The organism is bacterium (assembly GCA_022616075.1).
Classification (GTDB): domain Bacteria; phylum Acidobacteriota; class HRBIN11; order JAKEFK01; family JAKEFK01; genus JAKEFK01.
On record JAKEFK010000036.1, the window covers coordinates 1 to 20,665 of the forward strand.

Sequence of the window (20,665 nt, forward strand, 5' to 3'; positions counted from 1 at the left end):
CCGAAATACAATCAGTACTGGAAAAATCTGGCTGTTATCATTACGGGAATTGTAGTGATCGGAAATATCGCGATGCCGCTTGCCGTCTTTTTCGGATTTGTTGGAGAAGGTTGATGGAGCTGAATTCACGGATTCCTTCCAGCCCGCTGGAAAAGAAGTGGGAGATGCACCGCTTTGAAATGAAGCTGGTCAATCCTGCGAACAAACGGAAGTATCAAATTATTGTGGTCGGCACCGGTCTGGCCGGCGGTTCTGCGGCGGCTTCGCTTGCGGAGCTTGGCTACAACGTGAAGGCATTCTGTTATCAGGATAGCGCGCGCAGGGCTCACAGCATTGCGGCGCAGGGTGGAATCAACGCCGCAAAAAATTATCAAAATGACGGAGACAGCATCTACCGGCTTTTCTATGACACGATCAAGGGCGGAGATTTCAGAGCACGCGAAGCCAATGTTTACAGGCTTGCGGAAATCAGTGTGAACATCATTGATCAGTGTGTGGCCCAGGGAGTGCCCTTCGCGCGCGAGTATAGCGGATATCTTGCGAACCGTTCGTTTGGAGGGACGCAGGTTTCCCGAACGTTTTACGCGCGTGGACAAACAGGCCAGCAACTTTTGCTCGGCGCTTACCAGGCGCTCATGCGGCAGGTCCAGACAGGAAAAGTGAAGATGTTTCCACGCACGGAAATGCTGGATATTGTTGTGATCAACGGAAAGGCGCGCGGCATCGTAACACGAGATATGGTTACGGGAAAAATTCAAACGCACATTGCTGACGCAGTGATCCTGGCAACCGGCGGCTATGGAAATGTATTTTACCTTTCCACCAATGCAAAAGGCTGCAATACGACCGCCATCTGGCGCGCATACAAGCGTGGGGCGGCGTTTGGAAATCCCTGTTATACGCAGATTCATCCGACGTGCATCCCCGTTACAGGCGAGTACCAGTCCAAACTCACACTGATGAGTGAATCGCTGCGAAACGATGGCAGAATCTGGGTGCCAAAACAGAAAGGTGACAAAAGGTCGTGCAATCAAATTCCAGAAGAGGAACGGGATTACTATCTGGAGCGCAAATATCCGAGCTTCGGAAATCTTGCGCCTCGCGATATAGCTTCGAGGGCCGCCAAGGAAGTCTGCGATGAAGGACGCGGCGTAGGGGAAAGCGGACTCGGAGTCTACCTCGATTTCGCCGATGCGATCAAGCGTTTAGGTGACAAAGGGATTGAGGAACGTTATGGCAATCTTTTTGAGATGTACCAGCGAATCACCGATGAAGATCCGTATAAAGTCCCGATGCGGATTTATCCGGCGGTTCATTACACAATGGGAGGTCTGTGGGTCGATTACAATTTGATGACAACGATTCCGGGCCTGTTTGTTCTGGGTGAAGCGAACTTTTCGGATCATGGCGCCAATCGCCTCGGCGCGAGCGCCTTGATGCAAGGACTCGCAGACGGTTACTTCATCATTCCGTACACAATCGGGGATTACATTGCCACTACAAAATTAGAGGCAGCCGATGAAAGCCATCCGGAGTGCCGGCAGGTGCAGGAAGAAGTTACAAGTCGCATCCAAAAGCTTTTGGATATTCCGGGAAAGCGGAGTGTGGATTCGGTCCACCGCGAGCTTGGAAAAGTCATGTGGGATTATTGCGGGATGGCGCGCAACCGGAACGGATTGGAGCAGGCCCTGAAACGAATTCCGGAAATTCGCGAGGAATACTGGAAAAGTGTGAATGTTCTGGGAAGCAATGAAGAGGTCAACCAGTCGCTGGAAAAAGCAGGACGCGTAGCGGACTTCCTCGAACTTGCAGAATTGATGTGTCTGGATGCGCTGGAGCGAAACGAATCGTGCGGCGGCCATTTCCGCGAAGAATACCAGACCGCGGAAGGAGAAACGCTTCGCGATGATCAGAACTACTGTCATGTTGCAGCCTGGGAATATGGCGGTCCAGACCGGAAACCGGTCTTGCATAAAGAACTATTGAATTTCGAATCGGTCCATTTGACTCAGCGGAGCTACAAGTAAATGAACTTGACCCTGTACGTTTGGCGCCAGCCAAATGCAAAATCGGAAGGAAAGATGGTCCGCTATGAATCAAAGAACGTGAATCCGGATATGTCTTTTCTTGAAATGCTTGATGTGGTGAACGAAGAGTTGATCGCGAAGCAACAGGATCCCATCGCGTTCGATCACGATTGCCGTGAAGGAATCTGTGGTACGTGCGGAATGATGATCAATGGAGTCGCTCATGGTCCGAAAAAAGGCACGAGTGCATGCCAGCTGCACATGAGGGAGTTTAAGGATGGGGACACCATCTATATAGAGCCCTGGCGCGCGAGTAGTTTCCCTGTTCTCAAAGACCTGGTTGTGGATCGCACCGCATTTGACAGAATCATCCGCGCCGGCGGATACATCTCTGTTTCTACCGGAAGCGCGCCTGATGGGAATGCGATTCTGATTCCCAAACAAAATGCCGATTTGTCCATGGATGCTGCTGCCTGTATCGGCTGCGGCGCCTGTGTGGCTGCCTGCCCCAACGGTTCTGCGATGCTTTTCACTGCGGCGAAAGTATCGCATCTCGCCTTGCTACCGCAGGGTCAGCCGGAGAGAAAACGTCGCGTAGTTGACATGGTCAACGCGATGGACACGGAAGGTTTTGGTACCTGCACCAACCACCGCGAATGCGAAGCTGCCTGTCCGAAAGAAATCAGCATTCAATTCATCGCCCGCATGAACCGTGATTATCTGATTGCTTGTCTTACACGTCAAGAAGAATCCGAAACAAAGTAGCGCGGACGTCCCGTCTGCTTGGGCTCAGGCGAGACGCCCGAGCTACTTTGTTTACAACGCGAACGTCTCGTCTGCGTTTCTTCCCGTTCGTCACAAACTTCTTTCCATTCATCACTTTGATTCAATACGATCATCATGGAAGAGGTGGCAGCACATATGAAAAATGCAATTCTGATCGTATTTCTGTTTCTTCTGTCTACAGTCCTTCACGCTCAAATGTTGGAAGAGCGCGCGAAGTGGTTTGCCTATGATGCAAAGCTTCCGCTGGATGTCCAGGACGTCAGTGTGAAGCAGATTGGTGATGTCAAAATCCGCGACATCACTTACGCAAGTCCCAAAGGCGGCAGAGTTCCTGCATTTGTGGTCGAACCTTCGGGAAAAGGTCCGTTTGCCGGAATCGTTTACGGCAACTGGGGACTGGGAAACCGGTCGGAATTTTTGCCCGAAGCAATCGACTATGCAAATGCAGGCGCTGTTTCTGTGCTCGTTGCTTACCCCTGGGATCGGCCGGCGCCCTGGCGCAAGCCAGTCGACAATTTCGATGCTCCCGAGAAGGATCGAGAAGCATACATACAAGCAGTAATCGATCTACGCCGCGCGTTCGATTTATTAGAATCGAATCCGAATGTTGAGCGTTCCCGCCTTGCCTATGTTGGACATAGTTATGGCGCGCAATGGGGCGCGATTCTTTCTGCCACCGACCGCCGTCTCAAAACGGCGGTGCTGGTAGGTGGAGTCGGAAGTCAAAAAGATATTTTCGAAAGCCCCGATCCTGATTTGCAAGCCTTTGCCGAGCAGCAAGGAAAGGAGAAAGTCAAAAAATATCTGGAAGCAGTCAGCGCTCTGGATGCAATCCTGTACGTTCCTAATTCCGCTCCCACTCCTCTCCTTTTTCAATTCGCGCGGCACGAAAAGTATTTTGACGAAGCTTCCAGCAAAAGATACGCAGAAGCGGCAAGCAATCCCAAGGAAGTTCTATGGTATGAAACAGGTCACGATCTCAATGATGTGCAAACGTACATTGATCGCGCGCGCTGGCTGGAGAAATACATCCGCACCGCTCCGGTTGAAGAAACCCTGAAAAGAAAACTACGGGGCGGCTGACAGCCTGCATTACGGGCCGTGGGCGTCTCGCCCGCGTTCTAAGAGAACTTCAGTAACTTCTGCTGTGCGAGCGGGTTTACCAAGGAGAGGTAGACTAAATGCGAAACGTAATTCCTGTTTTGTTTTTGTTTCTCCTGATCTCAGTCTGCTTTGGCGAGGACAATCTAACGTATGGCGTCGTGCGACCGCTACCGATGTCGATGATGAAAGCGGAAAAAGCAAGCCGTTTTGAACGAGAGCTGAACCGTATTCAAAAGCTGCTGCCTGCCGTCAATGTTGTTGCGATTTTGCTGGATCGTCAGAACTCGCAAAGGCAAGACTGGGTGGCAATCCTGGATGCGTGCAACAAAAAAGGGATCCAAGCGATTGTTGCCTTTGCAAAATATGATTCGAACCGAAATGAGGTCTTGTACCGTCCTGTGTTTGAAAACAATGATTGGAACTGGGACTCCCTTGGGGAATTCGTTTCCGATCCTGAGTGTGTTAACCATCCTGCGCTTTACGGACTGCTGACCGTTGATGAACCATGGCATCAAACGAAGATGCCGCACTATAGCGGTGATGATCTGAAAAGCATGTATGCAGATTTAAAGGCTCTTGCCCCTTCCGGGTCGAAGTTTAACATCATTGTCCAGTTCAGCCGCCAATTGTGGAAACAGATTCACGAACTGGAGAACCCCAATACTTATTACGATGCCGGCATGTGCGATATTGTTGCCATCAGCGCGCTCGAGTTTCAAGACTTTGAATATCAACAGGATCTCTTGGATGAGAATCACTTTTGGTCACGGAAAATTATTCATGACAAAACTCCAAATATTCCGCTCTGGACCTCCGTTCAGACAATGGGTAGACGCTACGGCCCGGCGCGTGGATACTGGTTCCCGCGGGAAAGAGATGGTTTTCACGATCTAACAACGTTGCTGGATGATGTGACTTCTCCTAAATACGAAAACAAGCACCCGCTCACCGGTATCATGTTTCAGTCATGGGATTCTGATTCAGCTGCAGGAAGACGTTATCAGTTCACGCTGGGAGATCGGAATCGGACAGGACCTGAGATTTCACAGAAAGTTGCCGCCAGAGACGCAAGAAAGGCGATTGAAGAGTGGATAGAGGATCGTTAAATCAGGACACCCGCATCGAAGAGTTTTTGCAAAAGCTCACCGAGAATTTCCTTCCTTACCTCAGCCATCTTCCTTCCACTCATCCGGTGCAGCAGTCGCAGCATATCCTTTGACAAGGTGATGGGATCGTACGGATTGGAAGTCCAGATGCGAACTTCCTTTTCGTTCACTTCGGCTTGATGAAAGTCTGAAAGCCTCAAAACATCCGGAAAAAAATCTGACGTAAGCTTCGCATAGGAAGTGAGCGTGTTCTGCTCCAAATTCTGGAGGCTCGCTCCGCAAATCGTTTGTACGTCTTTCCAACTCAATGGTCGGATCAGTTTATAGCATGCGATGAAAAAATCTTTTTCGCGTCCGATCCATGTTCCCCATGTCCAACGTTGAAAATCTGCGGGCGCGTCATCTCCGTACAACAATCTTTTCTGGTAATAGGACTGTTGTTTCATCCAAAGATCCAGGCCCGGTTGTTCGGTTGTTACAGGGAATGCGTCACGAAACTCGCAGGATCCCACTTCTAATTTTTGAATGCACCAGTGAGACAGGTTTTTTTCGACTGCTGTGAGAAGTTCTTCAATGGATGTCCAAAAATTCCGGCTAATCTGTCCGTGCAAATGTTTGCAGAACCATGTTGCGCATCGCGCGTTTCGACTCTGCCAGATTCCGCACAAACCACCTTCTGCTTCTACATAGTAGGGACATCTCCATTTCAGGTTTCGTCCGAAGAGTGGTGAATTCGGATAGTACTGATCGAGAAAGTCCTGATGTGGCAACACACCGTGCGGCCTGACATCCGCATGAGGAAAATACGCGTCAAAAACCGGAATTTCCGCTTCGATTATCTTACCGGCCAAAAAGTTCGGAATTACAGGAATATAAGTGCAACACTTGGTTTTCAATTCAAACGTAATGAGGGAATCGGCCCCGCACATTGCGCAGTCTAAACAAGTGGACCGGGTTTCATCCGGAACAGGACCCGGCAGAAGATCAGTCATCCATACTGAATAAATCGGAGGTAAGACTTGATTCAACTACTTTTTCAGCTGGTGTGTGAGCGAATGAAATTCATCGATCGCATTGACCGCGATCACCGAGTGCGAAAGCGCGGAGCTGGCTTTCATCACAACTCCAACCATGATTGCTTCGGCAATTTCTTCTTCCGTAGCGCCCGCTCTTAAAGCATTCTTTGTGTGGATGTCTATGCAGTAAGCGCAGCTCGTGACGTGAGCTACCGCGATCGCAATCAATTCTTTTGTTTTTGTAGTGAGCGCTCCCTCTTGGAAGACCCTGTCATTTACCTCAACCAGTGCCTGCATGGTTTCAGGCACAAGTTGAGCGAGAACATTGATCTTACGTACATCTTCCTTCTTATAGAATTGGTCGGCCATGTTCGTGTCGTTGTCTAAATTCTAGCATGAAAAATTGTAGGGGCGCTGCATTTGTGCTTTTTACAAATGCTGCGCCCGGCCCGCCCCCCTACAAAGGCATCGATTGAATTGGTAAAATGTGGATTTCTTATGTATTTCCTGCTGATTTTGCTTTTGCCGCTTTTTGTATTCGCCGAAGAGCCGGAGGCCATCTCTTTACTGGGCAAACCGCTCAACCGTCCGGAAATCGATGAGAAGACTCGAATCGATTTTGAACAAAAGCTTGAGAAGGCGAAGGCCGATTACGAAAAAAATCCGCAGAATCTGGATGCCATCATCTGGTTCGGCAGGCGAACCGCTTACCTGGGTCGATACAACGAAGCGATCGCGATTTACACGCGGGCCATTAAGAAGCATCCGGAGGATGCGAGACTTTACCGGCACCGTGGCCATCGTTATTTGACGGTTCGCGAAATCGATAAGGCCATCCGGGATTTCGAAAAGGCAGCAAAACTGGTTGAGGGAAAAGTGGATGAAGTAGAACCGGACGGCCTACCCAATGCTAAGAACATTCCCACCAGCACTTTGAATACGAATATCTTTTATCATCTGGGTCTATCCCACTACCTGAAAGGGGATTATGCGCGCGCGGAAAAGGCCTATCGTGATTGCATGAAGTTTACAAAAAACGATGACATGTTGGTTGCTGTCACGCACTGGCTGTACATAACGCTCCGGAGGCAAGGAAGAACTGCGGAGGCGGAAGCGCTCTTAAAGCCGATCCAGTCGGAAATGAATATTATTGAAGATTTCGAGTACCACGCATTATGTTTGCTTTATAAAGGAGAAAAAAAGCTGGAGGAATTATTGGGCGATACGAAGTCGGACGGACTTTCCGGTGCAACGCTTTCGTACGGGATTGGGAACTGGTACTTCTATAACGATCAAAAGGAAAAGGGGATGGAGATCTTTCAGAAGATTGTTGATGGAAAGGAGTGGGGTGCATTCGGGTATCTTGCTTCGGAAGCGGAGCTGGCGCGATTGAAAAGGGAACAATGAAACGGAATCTGACCTTCATCCGGATCCTTGCATTGATCGCACTTGCTTTGTCGGCTTACATTACCTGGACAAGCGTTAGTGAAAGCGCCCAGCTCGCAGGGTGCGGGGAAGGATCAGGCTGCGATGCAGTTCTTTCAACGAAATGGTCCTCCTGGTTCGGATTGCCCGTAAGTTTTGCGGCTTTGATTGTTTATGGCGCGATTGTTGTTCTCGCTTTTGTTGTCACGCCTGAGAAATCCACCGCCTGGCTCCTTCTGGTTTTTCTTTCCTTTCTTGCAAGCGCGTCGGGCCTGTGGTTTATGGGCCTCCAAACCTTTTTGATTAAGAGCTACTGCATCTACTGCACTATTGTGCATCTATGTGGAATAGTGATTACGGTTCTTGTTTTGAGAACGATGCCGGTTCAGGAAGTGCAAACCGGCAAGAAAAAAAAAGCGGCGCCTGTTGGAGTTCCAGCAAAGAAATTTTTCTATGCAGGATTGTCGGGAGTGCTTGCTGTCATTGTTCTTGCTGTCGGTCAAATGAAGCCAGGATCCGCAGACACCGCGCAGGTTCTGCAAAATGAGGGTGCAATTCCGTCTTCTGTGCCTGCAAAAACGATCCGTCTATTAAACGGCGCATTGCCTGTTAGCGTCGGTGATTATCCCGTGATCGGACTGTTGGAAGCACAACGCATAGTTGCTCATTTGTTCGATTACACCTGTCCGGCATGCAGAAAACTTCACGCAGAACTTCTTCGCGCGCAACAGACGAATCAATCCACAACAGCACTCGTAATGATACCGATGCCTTTGGATGCTGTGTGCAATCCGGGCGTGCAGGAAACTTCCTATATCCACTTGAATGCTTGTACATTCGCGAAAATCGGCCTGGTAATCTGGCGAATCAAACCGGAGGCTTATCTGTCCTATGATCACTTCATGTTTCAGGGTCAGTATCCGCCGGCTCCGGAAGCTGCCCGCGCGATCGCCGATCAACTGATCGGGCGCGACACGATGGAAAAGGCGCTGGCCGATCCGCGACTGGATGATCTCATCCGAACAAGTGTGAACATGTTCTATTCTCCTTCCATGCAACAAAAGGTTTTGCCGATCCTGATCTCACCTGAAAAGGCTTTCTATGGAATTCCAGATCAGGCGCAGCTCACTTCTTTATTCGTGCATCACTAGATCGAACCGCCAGGGCGCCAAGTTTAAAAAACTTAGTAGTTGTGGTGAGATAGAAGATTCACGGAACTCCGGTGATGATTTCGCAGTTGATCGCAGTGTCGCCGGCACCGGAGCCACCCGAACATGCATCGGAACTCCCGCCTCCGCCATTCATACTGTCGTTTCCACTATCACCACAAATAGTATCGTCGCCAAGATTGGAATAGATGGCATCGTCGCCGCCCAATCCCAGAATTACATCCGCTCCGAAAGTTCCATAGAGCGTGTCATTGCTCACGCCTCCCAAAACAGTGACATCCTTGCCTTCGCAGGTATATGCGTGATAACGCGCAAGGGCAAAGTCAGAGCTGTTGGAAATACTGGTTCCACCAACGACAACGATCCTTCCGGCGGGATGTTGGATCGCGATGGCATACGCCTTGTCGCCTGCCAACCCAAAAGTGCTAAAGTCTGTGATTACCTTGCCGTCGTTATTGAAAGTAATGTCTCTTACGCCATTCGGAAGGAAGCGGGCCAGCGCAAAGTCATAGTTCTCTCCAATCTTAACGTAGCCCGCTGCTACAATCTTGCTGTCGGCTTGCAAGACAAGAGCATGCGCGTTCTCCTCACCGCCGAAATCAGCAGTAGCGAGAGCATCACTTGAAAATGTACTATCGGGGATTCCGTTGATGTGATAGCGTACGACTCCGAAGTCACCTGGAGTTGCCCCCGCCACGAGTAATTTGCCGTCCGGCTGAATGACAATCGCATGACCTTCTCCCTCTGGTGCGTTTACTTTTCCTCCAAGGCCAAAGCCGGTATCTAGAGCGCCGGTTGTAAGATAACGGACCAGAGCAAACTCCTTCGATACGTTCGGATCAGGGTTTACATTTGTGAAGCCGGCTGCAACGATTTTTCCATCCGGTTGAATGATTACATCGTCGGCATATTCATTCGATCCGTTGCCAAACGCTGTGGTTACTTTTCCATCGCCGTCAAATCCCTGATCCAGCGCTCCGTTCATTGTGTAACGCGCCACGGCAAAATCATTGATGCCATTTAGAAATGTGCTCCCCACTGCCACAATTACACCCCCCGACGCAATAGCCACTCCAAAAGCCTGATCATCTGTGCCTCCAAAGTCGGTCGTTACAATTCCATCGCCGTCGAACGTGGCATCGAGAGACCCATCTGTGTTCAAACGCACCAACACAAACTCCAGGGTAGGAGTCACAGGTGAACAACAGGAGCCGGCAAGAACAATTTTTCCGTCGTTTTGCAATTCAATATCCAATGCCTGGTCGTAACCACCATTGACATCAATTGTCACCTGTCCATTAGAGTTGGGACCAAAACCGGGATCCGGATCACCGTTTGGTAAAAGCCGTGCAACAGCTATGTCGGAATGATTTCCATTCGGGTTCTTGACCCGCCCAGCGACCACGATTTTGCCATCCGGCTGAATCGCGATGGAGGTTCCATAGTCCCAGGGAGTGCCAAAGTTGATTGTTAACTTTCCATCGCTGTTGAAACTTTTGTCGAGATCTCCTGCAGCCGCCCATAGCAACGGACTGAAACCGGTCAAAAGCAGAAACAGAATGAACATCATCAGAAGGTTGTTGGATGTTTTTTGATGCGTTGTTAGCATGACATCCTCCATACTCTCTTTTGGCCGGAGCAAAACAGATGCCATGCTACATTCCGAGGAGCCGTGGCGAAGCACCGCGCAAACGGTGTTTCAGATAAGAACAGATCGTGTTTCATCTTTGAACAGAAACATTTTGATCAATCGGCGTAGTTGTGATCAGATAAATGCATGGCTTCGGACAAGCCGCGTGATACGGAACACGAGAAAACGATCGGTGCGAGTCAACTGGATACAAGAGAACAACTTACGCAGGCCCAACGACCAACACATCGCCAATCACCCGAATTAGTCGAAGGCCAGCTCTTCGGCTCTTATCGTCTGATCCGGCTGCTGGGAAAGGGTGGTTTCGGACAAGTGTGGGAGGCGGAAGGCGTTGAAAACGGCAGGAAACTCGCGATCAAGGTCCTGACCGAAGTGACTTTTCTTTCTACTAATATTGTAGATAGATTTCAGCAGGAAGGACGTCTTGCCGCTTCCATCAATCATCCCAATTGCGTATACATTTTTGGCGCGGAGGAAATTGACGGCTATCCGGCGATCACGATGGAACTCATGCCCGGAGGAACTCTTCAAGATCTTTTGAACCAGGGCAAGGATTTCACTGTCAAGGAGGCGATCGATTATACGCTCAGCCTGATAGATGGCCTGGAAGCAGCTCAGCTCGCAGGGATTATTCACCGGGATATCAAACCTTCGAATTGTTTTCTGGATGAAAATGGAAACATAAAAATTGGTGATTTCGGGCTCTCGAAAACGCTCGAATCCGACACCAAACTTACCGTTACCGGTACATTTTTGGGTACGCCAAGCTACGCTTCTCCGGAACAGATTCGCGGACAGGATCTCGATTTTCGGTCCGATCTCTATTCTCTGGCTGCGACGCTTTATGCGATTCTTAACGGCGCGCCGCCCTTTGAAGGCAAGCACGCGGCGGAAGTTCTGGCCCGTATTGTTGCCGACCCACCACCTCCGCTTACGCAGAAACGACGCGATGTGCCGGGCGGTTTGGAGAAAGTGATCCTTCGAGCGCTTTCGAAGGATCCCGGAATGCGGTATCCCAGCTACACTGCGTTTCGCGCCGTTTTGATTCCTTATTCATCGAGCGGATTGAAAACAAGTAGCCTCGGGAAGCGTTTTCTGGCCCACATCATTGATTTAATCATTCTCTTTCCTTTTGGTTTACTCGCAGGGCTCTGGAGCATGAGTGCTCATCAGTACTCTTTTTTGAATCCGGTTTTGTCTTTTTTGTATTTTCTCCTGTTTGAAAAACTTTGGGGAAGAACGCCCGGAAAACAGCTTTTCCGATTGAGAGTCGTCAGCAACCAGGGAACGCCTCTCTCCTGGAATGCTGCCTTTTTTCGCACAATTTTCTTTGTGCTGATTACCTCCGTCCTGCCATTCGCCAAACTGATATTACCCGCTTCGCAAACTTCCGACGCGGTTTTCAGCGCCGGCTGGATAGCGATCCTTGCAACGATGCGCCGTAGAAATGGATTTGCAGGCCTCCATGAAATCCTGAGCAAAACTCGGGTGATGGCTGTTCCGGAAAAGAATCGTATTTCTGTTCCGCATTTGCCTCCTTCCATACAACGAAAGGTTTCTCAAATGTTTGGACCTTATCGCGCAACAACTTTGCTCTGGGAAAATCAAAATGAACAACTGTTTGCCGGACACGATGAAATTCTGAAGCGCGATGTTTGGATTCATGCATACACTGCTGAAGATCAGCCGCTCAAGGCGGATCATTTATCCGTCTTCAGGAGTGGCAGGCTGCGATGGATCCAGGGGCATCGCAAGCAGGATGGCAACTGGGATGTTTTCGAAGTTCCAGGCGGGACAGGTTTTCGGGAATGGGTAGAATCTAAGGGAAAGTTGTCTTGGCCGGAAGTTCGCTCTGTAATGGAAGGATCCGCCGCCGAACTCGAAGCGCTGTTTCAGGACCAGCATTTTTCCAAACAGATTAGCCTGCACCATTTATGGGTCGATGGATTCGGCAATACAAAACTGCTCGACTTTCCGATCTCATTGCCGCAAGAATCAGGAACAACAACAACGGAACGTTGGAAGGATTTTCTTCATCAGGTTCTGCTTTTTGGACTTACTGGCAAGGTTGTGTCCTTTGAATCTCTGAATGGAAGAACGCCACAAGTACCTGCTCCAGAATCCAGCAGACGGTTCATTCAGAGACTTTGCCGCGAGAAAAATTATGAATCGCCACGAACCGTGCACGAGGAATTGCAGCAGTTGACCGGACCGGCTGAAATCAACAGGTGGAAACGTTTTGCCACACTGTCGCTTCCCATTTTCCCGTTTCTAATTCTCATTATCGGAATAGGTTTATTCGTACTCTTGATGCCCGTATGGCTCCTGGACCTGACAAACGCGGGAGAACATCTGAAAACACTGAATGGATTGCAGGATCCGAAACGAACGGAAGCAATAGAAAAAACCCTGGCTTACTGCTATTCGGAATATTTGAAATTTTCTTCCAGTCCTTCCATGTATGAATTGCGTCTAGAGCCAGCTGAAAAATCACAATTGGAATCCATTCTACGGAAGCATCCGCGTGTAACGATTGAGGAATATCAGGAAGCAAGACAGATCGCGGACCTGAAGCCAGCCGTGTTCAAGCTGTTTTCCGGGGAACGAAAACCGACTGACCGGCCATGGCACACCTACGTTTTTCCTGTTGTCACCGGTATTTCCTTTTTTTCTTTCTTTTCCATCCCCATCGCTTTTCTGTTACGCCGTCCGTTCTTGTTTACTCTAATGGGAATTTCTTTGCAAACGATACAGGGAGAGCGAGTGGGGCACTTTCGCTCTTTCTTCCGTTCCTTTCTTTCATGGCTTCCGGTGTTGATGTTTAATCCCGGTATCATGGAGTTCGTTTCCGTCCGTCCGCCAGCCGGCATTTATTTCTATAGCGGATTCATTGCCTTGACTCTCGCAGGAATCGTTTATGCCATCGTGTATCCCCATCGGAGTCTTCAGGATCGTATAGCAGGCACCGTGCTTGTCCCAGCGTGATAAAAACCGCCAAGGCGCCAAGACGCCAAGTTCGGTAAAAAACGATTTTATATTTCTTGGCGTTCTTGGCGCTTTGGCGGTTAAAACTAAAAATTCATCAGCCGCAGGATTTCCTGGAAACGCGGATCGGAGTGCAAATTTTTCAGACGTGGATCCACCCTTAGATGCAGATGAATGAGCCACACGGAACGCTCGTGGTAAGCCTTCATCAGCCATTCGAATGCTTTTTCCGTTTCATTCAAACCGCTATGGACGATCGCGATCCTGTAGGGCGAAACGTAGCGGTGTTCGGATAATTGCAGAACAGCATTCAACATTTTTCGGGCTTGCTCCTCTTTTCCCCAAACAGCATAGGTGTATGCGGGCGCCGTCAAAAAAGACCGGTCAGCGGATAGAGTAACTCCGCGACCGAAGGCTTCAATTGCTTCGTCGAATCTTTTGAGCTGTTCAAAAATCAGTCCCAGCTGAAAATGCGCGACGGAAAAATTCGGGTCCAGCTCCAGTGTCTTGTAGCATTGATCCATCGCTTCCGTATAAAGGCCCTGCAGATAAAGAATCAGGGCAGCATCCGTATTGATAATCAAGGAGAGTGGATCGATTTGCTGCGCCCGTTTGATTTCTCCTGTAGCCTCCTTGATGCGTCCCAGAGTTGCCAGCTGAATTGCGTATCGTTGGTGAGCGAGCGCGTAATTTGGATTCAGCTCAATCGCTTTTTTGAATTCCGATTCCGCGCCAGCCCAATCCCAGTCGTAGAGCATCTTCACATGAGCCAGTGCCTCGTGTCCTTCCGCAACATCCGAATCGAGTTCGAGCGCCCGCATCGCTGCTTGTTTGGCAAACGGAACAGATTCTTTCGGAGAAAGCGCGCCATACGCGCTTAGCAGATTATAGGAATCGGCAATTCCTGCATACGCGAGAGCATAGGAAGGGTCCTTTTCGATCGCCTGATGAAAATATTCGATCGCTTTCTTAAGTCCTTCTCCCGTTCTTCTACTCCAGTAATACCGTCCTTTCACATAGCGTTCGTAAGCTTCCGTGCTTTCCGTGTAGCGTTTCGATAGACGATCCTTTGCTTCTCCCGTAATTCGCAACCGCAATTTGCCGGAAATCTCCCGCGAGATTTCCTCCTGCAGCGCGAGAATATCGGAGTACTTTTGCGTGTACTGTTCTCCCCATAATTGCGAGCCATCACTGACATCCACGAGCTCAGCCTGGATGCTCAGCACTTCTCCGCGCTGAACGATTCTGCCCGTGAGAACTGCGGCAACATCCAGCTCCTGACCGATCTTCACGGGATCAATCCGTTGGCCTTTGTAGCGAAAGACGGTGCTTCGGGCCATCACGCGAAGTTTAGGGAGCTGGGAAAGACTGTTAATGAGACTTTCTGTGATACCGTCGCTCAAATATTCGGTGCTGGAACTTTCGCCGGTGTGATCCAGAGGCAACACCGCGATGGATTGGATTGCTCTGCGCGCGGAGCGCCGCTTTTTTTGTTTTGCAATGCCCATGCGGACAGTGCCCGATTGGCTCATCAGCGCGCGCAAGGCAAAGGATAAATCGCGCGCTGTTTGGAAACGATTCTTCGGATCTTTTTCCAGGCAATGCAAAATAATCTGGCTCGTCTCTACCGGCGTATTGTGATCCTGAAATAGAAAATCAGGTGGATCTTCTTTGAGAATTGAGGCGGCAGTTTCTATTTGTGTGCTGCGACTGAACGGACGTTTCCCGGTCAGCATTTCATACAGGATGCAACCCAGCGCAAATATGTCCGCTCTGGCGTCCACATCCAATCCGCGGAGCTGTTCCGGGGACATATAATGCATCGTTCCTACGATCGTTCCTGGATCCGTCGTGGCTTCGGTTGGCGCCGAACTTTGTTCTGTCATTTGTGCCGGAGGTGAGATTTCTGCCAGGCCAAAATCCAGAATCTTAATGCCGCCATCGCTGGTCAGGAAAACGTTTTCCGGTTTCAAATCGCGGTGCACGACTCCGCGTGAATGAGCCGCAGTTAAACCATCGGCGATAGCAGCACCCATCTGCAAGGCTCGCGTCCACGCTAAAGGTTCGGTGGAAAGCCGGTGATGCAGCGTTTCTCCTTCCAGTAGTTCCATCACCGCATAGGAGAAACCTTCCTCGGTTTGAAAATCATGAATCGCAAGAATGTTTGCATGCGATAAGGAGGCAAGGGCTTTTGCCTCCCGTTCAAAACGAGCAAGAGCCTTTGCATTCTCCGCGAGATGCTGGGGCAGGATTTTGACGGCTACATCCCGGTCGAGTCGTAGATCACGGGCACGGTAAACAACCCCCATTCCCCCCGAGCCAAGAAGGCCGAGAATTTCGTAGCGACCGGTCAGACACTTTCCAGCAGGCAACATCAGATTATTTTAACCGCCAAGGCGCCAAGAACGCCAAGTCAAGAATAGAGGTATTTTTATCTTGGCGCCCTGGCGTCTTGGCGGTTAGAATTATATGTTGGAAAATCGGTAGCGCGGATTTTGCACACATTTTATGATGACGGCATGAACACAATCACTGTAAAAGAAATGGAAACAGCATTCCTGAATAAGGATGCAACGTATGACGGTATTTTCTTCACCGGAGTACGCACAACGGGTATTTTTTGCAAGCCTTCCTGCTCAGCACGAAAGCCATTGCCGGAGAATCTTTCTTATTTCTCGAACGCCCGGGAAGCGTTGTTTGCGGGTTACCGTCCCTGTTTGCGCTGTCAACCGTTGGAGGCCGGCGGCGCGCATCCGGACTGGGTTCGCGAGTTGTTGACGAAAGTCGATGGTTCGCCCGAACAGCGCATTAAGGATTCGGATCTCCAAAGCATGGGGATTGAGCCGGAAACGGCCAGGCGCTATTTCTTGAAACGGTTCGGGATGACTTTTCAGGCATATTGCAGGGCGCGACGCTTGGGAAGCGCATTTCAATTGATTCGGGAAGGGGCCACTCTGGATGAGGTCCCCTTTGACAGCGGTTATGAATCGCACAGCGGATTTCGTGAAGCATTTGGAAAACTGTTTGGCAAAGCCCCTGGACAAAGCAGATCAGATGAACTGATTTCCGTTGATTGGGTGGATAGCCCGTTAGGGCCACTCGTTTTAGCCGCTTCCGAAAAAGGCGTCTGTTTACTGGAATTCACCGATCGAAGAATGCTGGAAAAACAATTTGATACGCTTCGCAAAAGATTTCAGTGTGCAGTTGCTCCCGGTAAGAATCCATATACGGAACAGCTCAAAAATGAATTGTCAGAATATTTCAAAGGGGAGCGAAAAAAGTTCGACGTTCCTTTGTATGCGCCCGGAACACCTTTTGAAGAAAAAGTCTGGCAGGCTTTGAAAACAATTCCTTACGGAGAAACCTGGTCCTATTTTAATCTTGCGCGCACGATTGGTGATCCTGCGGCCGTACGGGCAGTAGGAACCGCAAATGGAAAGAACCGCATCGCTATCGTGATCCCCTGCCATCGTGTCGTGAATAAGGATGGCAAACTCGGGGGATACGGTGGGGGATTGTGGCGCAAACAGTATCTGCTGGACCTGGAAAGAAAGAGTGCGGGATCGCACGACTTACTTTTTTGAACCGCGCGACACTTTTTTTATAAGGTGTTGAACAGGCACGTCGTCTTGCAAAGAGTACAGGACATTCAATAGTCGCTCTTTCGATACATCTTTGCGTGTTGCGAGGGTTTCGACAGCTCGCAAACGAACTTCCGGAAAATGTTCTTTGTCTTCCGCAACCCTCAATAACATTTCGTTCACCTCCTGTGTGGTCCGTTCTGCAAGAAGATCGACAATGAATAATTGTTCGTATCCGAGACCACCCTGGAAGGCTTGAAACAATCTGTCCATCGCTTCTTTCGTGCCGAGCTCGAAATACGCGATGTCCATGTCTATCGGAGAAATCCTGCCGGAAGTCAATAAAGGTGACCTCATGATGAATTCGCTCGCTTCCCCTCTGGCCGGTTCCGATCCGATCTTTACAAGAGTTGTCGCTGCATACAATCGAACTTCTGTAAGGTTTTTCTCATTCATGAGAATTTCATGAATCGCGGCTTCCGTGCGCGGATCCTTTAGATTGGCGAGCGCTCTGAAAATTGTCTTGATCACGAGAATATCTTTCTTTTCCGTGAGGTTGTGCTTTTTTAAGAAAACAACAAGAGCCAGTGCCGCATTTTCATCTCCGATTTTTCCAAGAGCCTCAGCGATGATTGAAGGATGCCCGTAAGTATCCAGCCTTTCTATCAGATATGGCACAGCCGGTTTTCCCAGCTTCGTAAGAGCTTTAACAGTTACCAGCGACTCATGAATGTTTGCCCTCGTAAGAATTCGATCGACTTTTTGCGTGATCTCAGCGGCAAACACTGAAAGCGAACAACACGCGACGATCAGCGTTAGGCAAAATTTCCGGATCATGATTTGAGAATTTTTGTTTCGAGGATTTCAACGGCGCGCTGCACACCATTTTCCAGGCGAATTGTTTCACCAAGGATTTCAGCCTGTTTTCGGAGATTTACATCCGATACGGCTTGTGTAATTGCCTGAGCGAGCGATTCTGCGGTGAGCTTTTTTCTTGAAATCCGTTTTGGACCGGCGCCCAGCTTAAACACCTGAGCTCCCCAGAAATGTTGATCACCAAAGAAGGGAACGACGATGTTTGGAACTCCAGCGCGGAACACAGCGGCCGTCGTTCCAGCGCCGCCATGATGCACAACCGCAGCCATCCTGGGAAAGAGCCAATCGTGGGGCAAAGAATCAATCACAAAAACGTTTTCAGGCAGATCTTCTTTCGGTAGATCCGCCCATCCGGAAAGCAAAATTCCCCGTTGTTGTGATAGCTGCAAAGCACGAACGAGCAATTGCGACAGCCCTTTCGGATCCCGCTCACTCATGCTTCCAAATCCGATATAAACCGGCGGTTTCCCATCGGAAAGGAATCGCAAAAGATCTTGCGGCGGATCCCATGAGTTTCCGTGATCTAAAAACCAGTACCCCGTAACGTAGGATTCACTTCTCCAATCTGAGGGGCGTGGAAGGACTGACGGACTAAAACCATTTAGAAGCGGTTCATTTCGTTTTCCCATTTCGGTAAGCGGTCCCCAAAAAGGATAAGGAGGAAGATCGAGCGTTTCTCTTCGCCATCGATTGAACGCTTTTCGAAATGGCTGCCACATGAGCTGCGATGCTGCTTTATGCGTGAGTGCATTGTAAAACTTTCCGAATGATACCGGTGGAAACATGGGGGAAGCAAAGGAAGTTGTTGGTGAAACCGGTTGTAGCGGCGCCATACAACTGGGTATCTTCAGCTTTTCTGCGATGGAATGAGTGCAAAGCCCTAAAGGGGAATAGATGATTGCTTCCGCATTCTTGCAGGCTTCCCATGCATCTCGCGCAAGCAAATCAAAAAGTGACAGAGACAAGCGGATCAAACCGGCAAAGAAACTGAACGGGTTGCTGTCCGCTTCGATCCATTTTCTTCCTTCTTCTGTTTGCAAAATCTCTCTGGGATTCCCTTCCACCGGTGAAAATCGCAACCCTTCTGTCTCCACCATTTCTTGAAAAGTTGAATGAGTGCCAATGGTGACTTGATGTCCCGCCTTCAGCAATCCGGATCCCAGTGCAACATAGGGCTGCACATCGCCTCGCGATCCAACGCAAAAAATTGTGATTCTCATGCCTTACAGAATTACCAAATCACAAATCCGAAATAACAAATAAATTTCAAATCACAAAAACAAATTCTCAAACGTCGCCCGGGAACAGTTTGAGAATTGAAAATTGTCTTTTGAGTATTATTTGGAATTTCGATATTGAGCTTTGGTTCTTTTTGCATCTATCTTTGTTCCAGTTCTGCAGCAACAGTCGATTGGCATCCCCAGGTTGTGCATTGCCTGTTCTCTTTCCAGCAGCTTTCATGCACATCCGCGCCGCATTCAACGCACTTCCTGATTTGCGAACCGGATTCTGCGAACAACTCACGGCAGTAGGGACAGCGTGTGTCAGGAGAAGACGTTGCTACAATCACCAGTTTGCTGTGCGCTTCATACTCACTGAAGAGTCGCGCGAGCGCTTCTACGGCTATTTCCAGGTGTATGCGGTCGAATTTTCGCCGTGCAGGGAAAAAGAACTCGACCTCCGCGCAGCCTTGATGGATTTCCAGCCGGTCAAAGGGATAGGGCAGACGCCGCAGGTCTACAAGCGCAGCTTGACTCGATATAAACTCCCGCGCAGCCTCTGGTTGATTGCTATGAACAATGTAAAGGGAATCCAGCTCTGGAATATCGAGAAGGACAGCTTCTTTTTGCATTTCATGGTCCGGATCCAGAATCATCCGGAGCCAGAATTTTTGAATGACTGGGAAACGAATTTCCAAACGTTCATCCGGCGCAGCATCGGTTTGAACGTCCCATGTCTTTCTCCACCGGTAGAAGTATTCCAGGATCACTTTCCGCTGTGAACTAAGACCGGAAAACTGATAAGAACCGCGCGAATTACGAATCTGCTTCCAGAGATTCGTTGTTTGCAGGAATTTGCCTGTCTGTCCTTCACAGATTGTTTCGAGATATTCTTGTTGCTTAAGAATGCAGTAAGAGAAATACAAGGCGACACCGCCAAGCAGAGTAAGAAGAACGATGCAGAGTGCAGTCAATCGATTTTTGAAAACCGTTTATTCAGTATGGGATACCTTTGCCAGTCCTGATAATCGTAATGCCACCATTCCGGCTCGTACACGACAAAACCTTCCGATTCCATCGCAGCGCGAAGGATATCCCGTAAGCGCCTCGATTCTTCTGAACCTCCTGAATAGTTAATGTGCGATCTTTCCGTCATTTCGTCGTAGCGACCCGGCATTTCGACTTCTTTGCCTGTTTTGAGATCGAACAATGTCAGGTCCACGGCGCAGCCGCGGTTGTGACGCGAGCCTTTTTGTGGGTCCGCAACGAACTCTTTCTTGTCCAAAGGAGTGGCATCCCAGAACTTTTTTGTAACGGACCACGGACGGTAACCGTCAAAAATCAGCAAACCATAACCCTGTGATTTCAGCTTTTGGTGAGCGCGTGTCAGAGCTTCTGCTGCCGGACGCTGAAGAAAGGCACGCGCCTGTTTGTATACGGGTCGTCCCAGGAAGTTGTTGGAGGTGGCATAGCGAATATTGAGTCGCAATGTTGGATCGAGCTCGATCAGCTCCACCAGATCAGGTCGTAGAAAAACGCCCTGTTCCTTTGGCGGACGCGCGCATTGTATGGTGAACAAGATCGCAATGAGTACCAGAGATGCACGTAATCGCATGGCCCTTTCAGTTTAGCACTACAAAAAACGCAGGCATATGGAGCGCAGGCACTTACCTGCATTATGGGCCGCAGGCTTCCAGCCTGTCCGTAGTAAACTTGACC

Annotated in this window: 16 protein-coding genes; 8 read left to right on the top strand and 8 right to left on the bottom strand. The window is 49.5% G+C overall.

The features are described from left to right. The first annotated feature begins 113 nt into the window (after positions 1-113). From L0156_03145 to L0156_03160, 4 genes are all read left to right on the top strand, one after another. Complete coding sequence (locus L0156_03145; GenBank protein ID MCI0601984.1) at positions 114-2,027, top strand: fumarate reductase/succinate dehydrogenase flavoprotein subunit; 1,914 nt, start codon at positions 114-116, stop codon at positions 2,025-2,027. Then, positions 2,028-2,792 carry a succinate dehydrogenase/fumarate reductase iron-sulfur subunit gene (locus L0156_03150; protein MCI0601985.1) on the top strand — a complete coding sequence of 255 codons (765 nt, stop codon included), beginning with the start codon at positions 2,028-2,030 and terminating at the stop codon, positions 2,790-2,792. Between the two features lie 156 nt (positions 2,793-2,948). Continuing rightward, positions 2,949-3,896 carry a hypothetical protein gene (locus L0156_03155; protein MCI0601986.1) on the top strand — a complete coding sequence of 316 codons (948 nt, stop codon included), beginning with the start codon at positions 2,949-2,951 and terminating at the stop codon, positions 3,894-3,896. Positions 3,897-3,994: 98 nt separating this feature from the next. Beyond that, positions 3,995-5,023 (top strand): hypothetical protein, encoded by a 1,029-nt coding sequence (locus tag L0156_03160; protein MCI0601987.1) that lies wholly within the window; start codon positions 3,995-3,997, stop codon positions 5,021-5,023. Here the strand turns inward: L0156_03160 and L0156_03165 are convergent. Together L0156_03165 and L0156_03170 are read right to left on the bottom strand one after the other, a co-directional pair. Then, positions 5,020-6,015: a hypothetical protein gene (locus L0156_03165; GenBank protein ID MCI0601988.1), complete on the bottom strand. Its 996-nt coding sequence runs from the start codon at positions 6,013-6,015 to the stop codon at positions 5,020-5,022. The genes L0156_03160 and L0156_03165 overlap by 4 nt on opposite strands. A 36-nt stretch (positions 6,016-6,051) precedes the next feature. Further along, positions 6,052-6,408, bottom strand: a complete 357-nt coding sequence (locus L0156_03170) for a carboxymuconolactone decarboxylase family protein (protein ID MCI0601989.1) — start codon at positions 6,406-6,408, stop codon at positions 6,052-6,054. 129 nt (positions 6,409-6,537) lie between these two features. Between L0156_03170 and L0156_03175 the strand changes: the two genes are divergently transcribed. Together L0156_03175 and L0156_03180 are read left to right on the top strand one after the other, a co-directional pair. Next, positions 6,538-7,446, top strand: a complete 909-nt coding sequence (locus tag L0156_03175; GenBank protein ID MCI0601990.1) for a tetratricopeptide repeat protein — start codon at positions 6,538-6,540, stop codon at positions 7,444-7,446. Further along, on the top strand, positions 7,443-8,615 hold the full coding sequence (locus L0156_03180) for a vitamin K epoxide reductase family protein (protein MCI0601991.1): 1,173 nt from the start codon (positions 7,443-7,445) through the stop codon (positions 8,613-8,615). The genes L0156_03175 and L0156_03180 overlap by 4 nt, the downstream gene beginning before the upstream one ends. Positions 8,616-8,673: 58 nt before the next feature. Here the strand turns inward: L0156_03180 and L0156_03185 are convergent, their stop codons facing one another. After that, positions 8,674-10,242, bottom strand: coding sequence for a hypothetical protein (locus tag L0156_03185; GenBank protein MCI0601992.1), 1,569 nt, complete (start codon positions 10,240-10,242; stop codon positions 8,674-8,676). A 168-nt stretch (positions 10,243-10,410) separates the two neighbouring features. Between L0156_03185 and L0156_03190 the strand changes: the two genes are divergently transcribed. Further along, positions 10,411-13,269 carry a protein kinase gene (locus tag L0156_03190; GenBank protein ID MCI0601993.1) on the top strand — a complete coding sequence of 953 codons (2,859 nt, stop codon included), beginning with the start codon at positions 10,411-10,413 and terminating at the stop codon, positions 13,267-13,269. Positions 13,270-13,355: 86 nt separating this feature from the next. Here L0156_03190 and L0156_03195 read toward each other — a convergent pair whose 3' ends face one another. Continuing rightward, a complete protein-coding gene (locus L0156_03195; GenBank protein ID MCI0601994.1) occupies positions 13,356-15,644 on the bottom strand; it encodes a protein kinase in 2,289 nt (762 codons plus the stop codon). A gap of 144 nt (positions 15,645-15,788) precedes the next feature. On the opposite strand from L0156_03195, the gene L0156_03200 reads away from it, so the two are divergent. Then, positions 15,789-16,853, top strand: a complete 1,065-nt coding sequence (locus tag L0156_03200; GenBank protein ID MCI0601995.1) for a trifunctional transcriptional activator/DNA repair protein Ada/methylated-DNA--[protein]-cysteine S-methyltransferase — start codon at positions 15,789-15,791, stop codon at positions 16,851-16,853. Here the strand turns inward: L0156_03200 and L0156_03205 are convergent. From L0156_03205 to L0156_03220, 4 genes are all read right to left on the bottom strand, one after another. Further along, on the bottom strand, positions 16,842-17,687 hold the full coding sequence (locus L0156_03205; GenBank protein ID MCI0601996.1) for a hypothetical protein: 846 nt from the start codon (positions 17,685-17,687) through the stop codon (positions 16,842-16,844). The genes L0156_03200 and L0156_03205 overlap by 12 nt on opposite strands. After that, positions 17,684-18,946 carry a glycosyltransferase gene (locus L0156_03210; protein ID MCI0601997.1) on the bottom strand — a complete coding sequence of 421 codons (1,263 nt, stop codon included), beginning with the start codon at positions 18,944-18,946 and terminating at the stop codon, positions 17,684-17,686. Before L0156_03210 ends, L0156_03205 begins: the two co-directional genes overlap by 4 nt. A gap of 158 nt (positions 18,947-19,104) precedes the next feature. Continuing rightward, on the bottom strand, positions 19,105-19,920 hold the full coding sequence (locus tag L0156_03215; GenBank protein MCI0601998.1) for a hypothetical protein: 816 nt from the start codon (positions 19,918-19,920) through the stop codon (positions 19,105-19,107). Then, a complete protein-coding gene (locus tag L0156_03220) occupies positions 19,917-20,561 on the bottom strand; it encodes a M15 family metallopeptidase (GenBank protein ID MCI0601999.1) in 645 nt (214 codons plus the stop codon). Before L0156_03220 ends, L0156_03215 begins: the two co-directional genes overlap by 4 nt. Between the last annotated feature and the right edge of the window lie 104 nt (positions 20,562-20,665).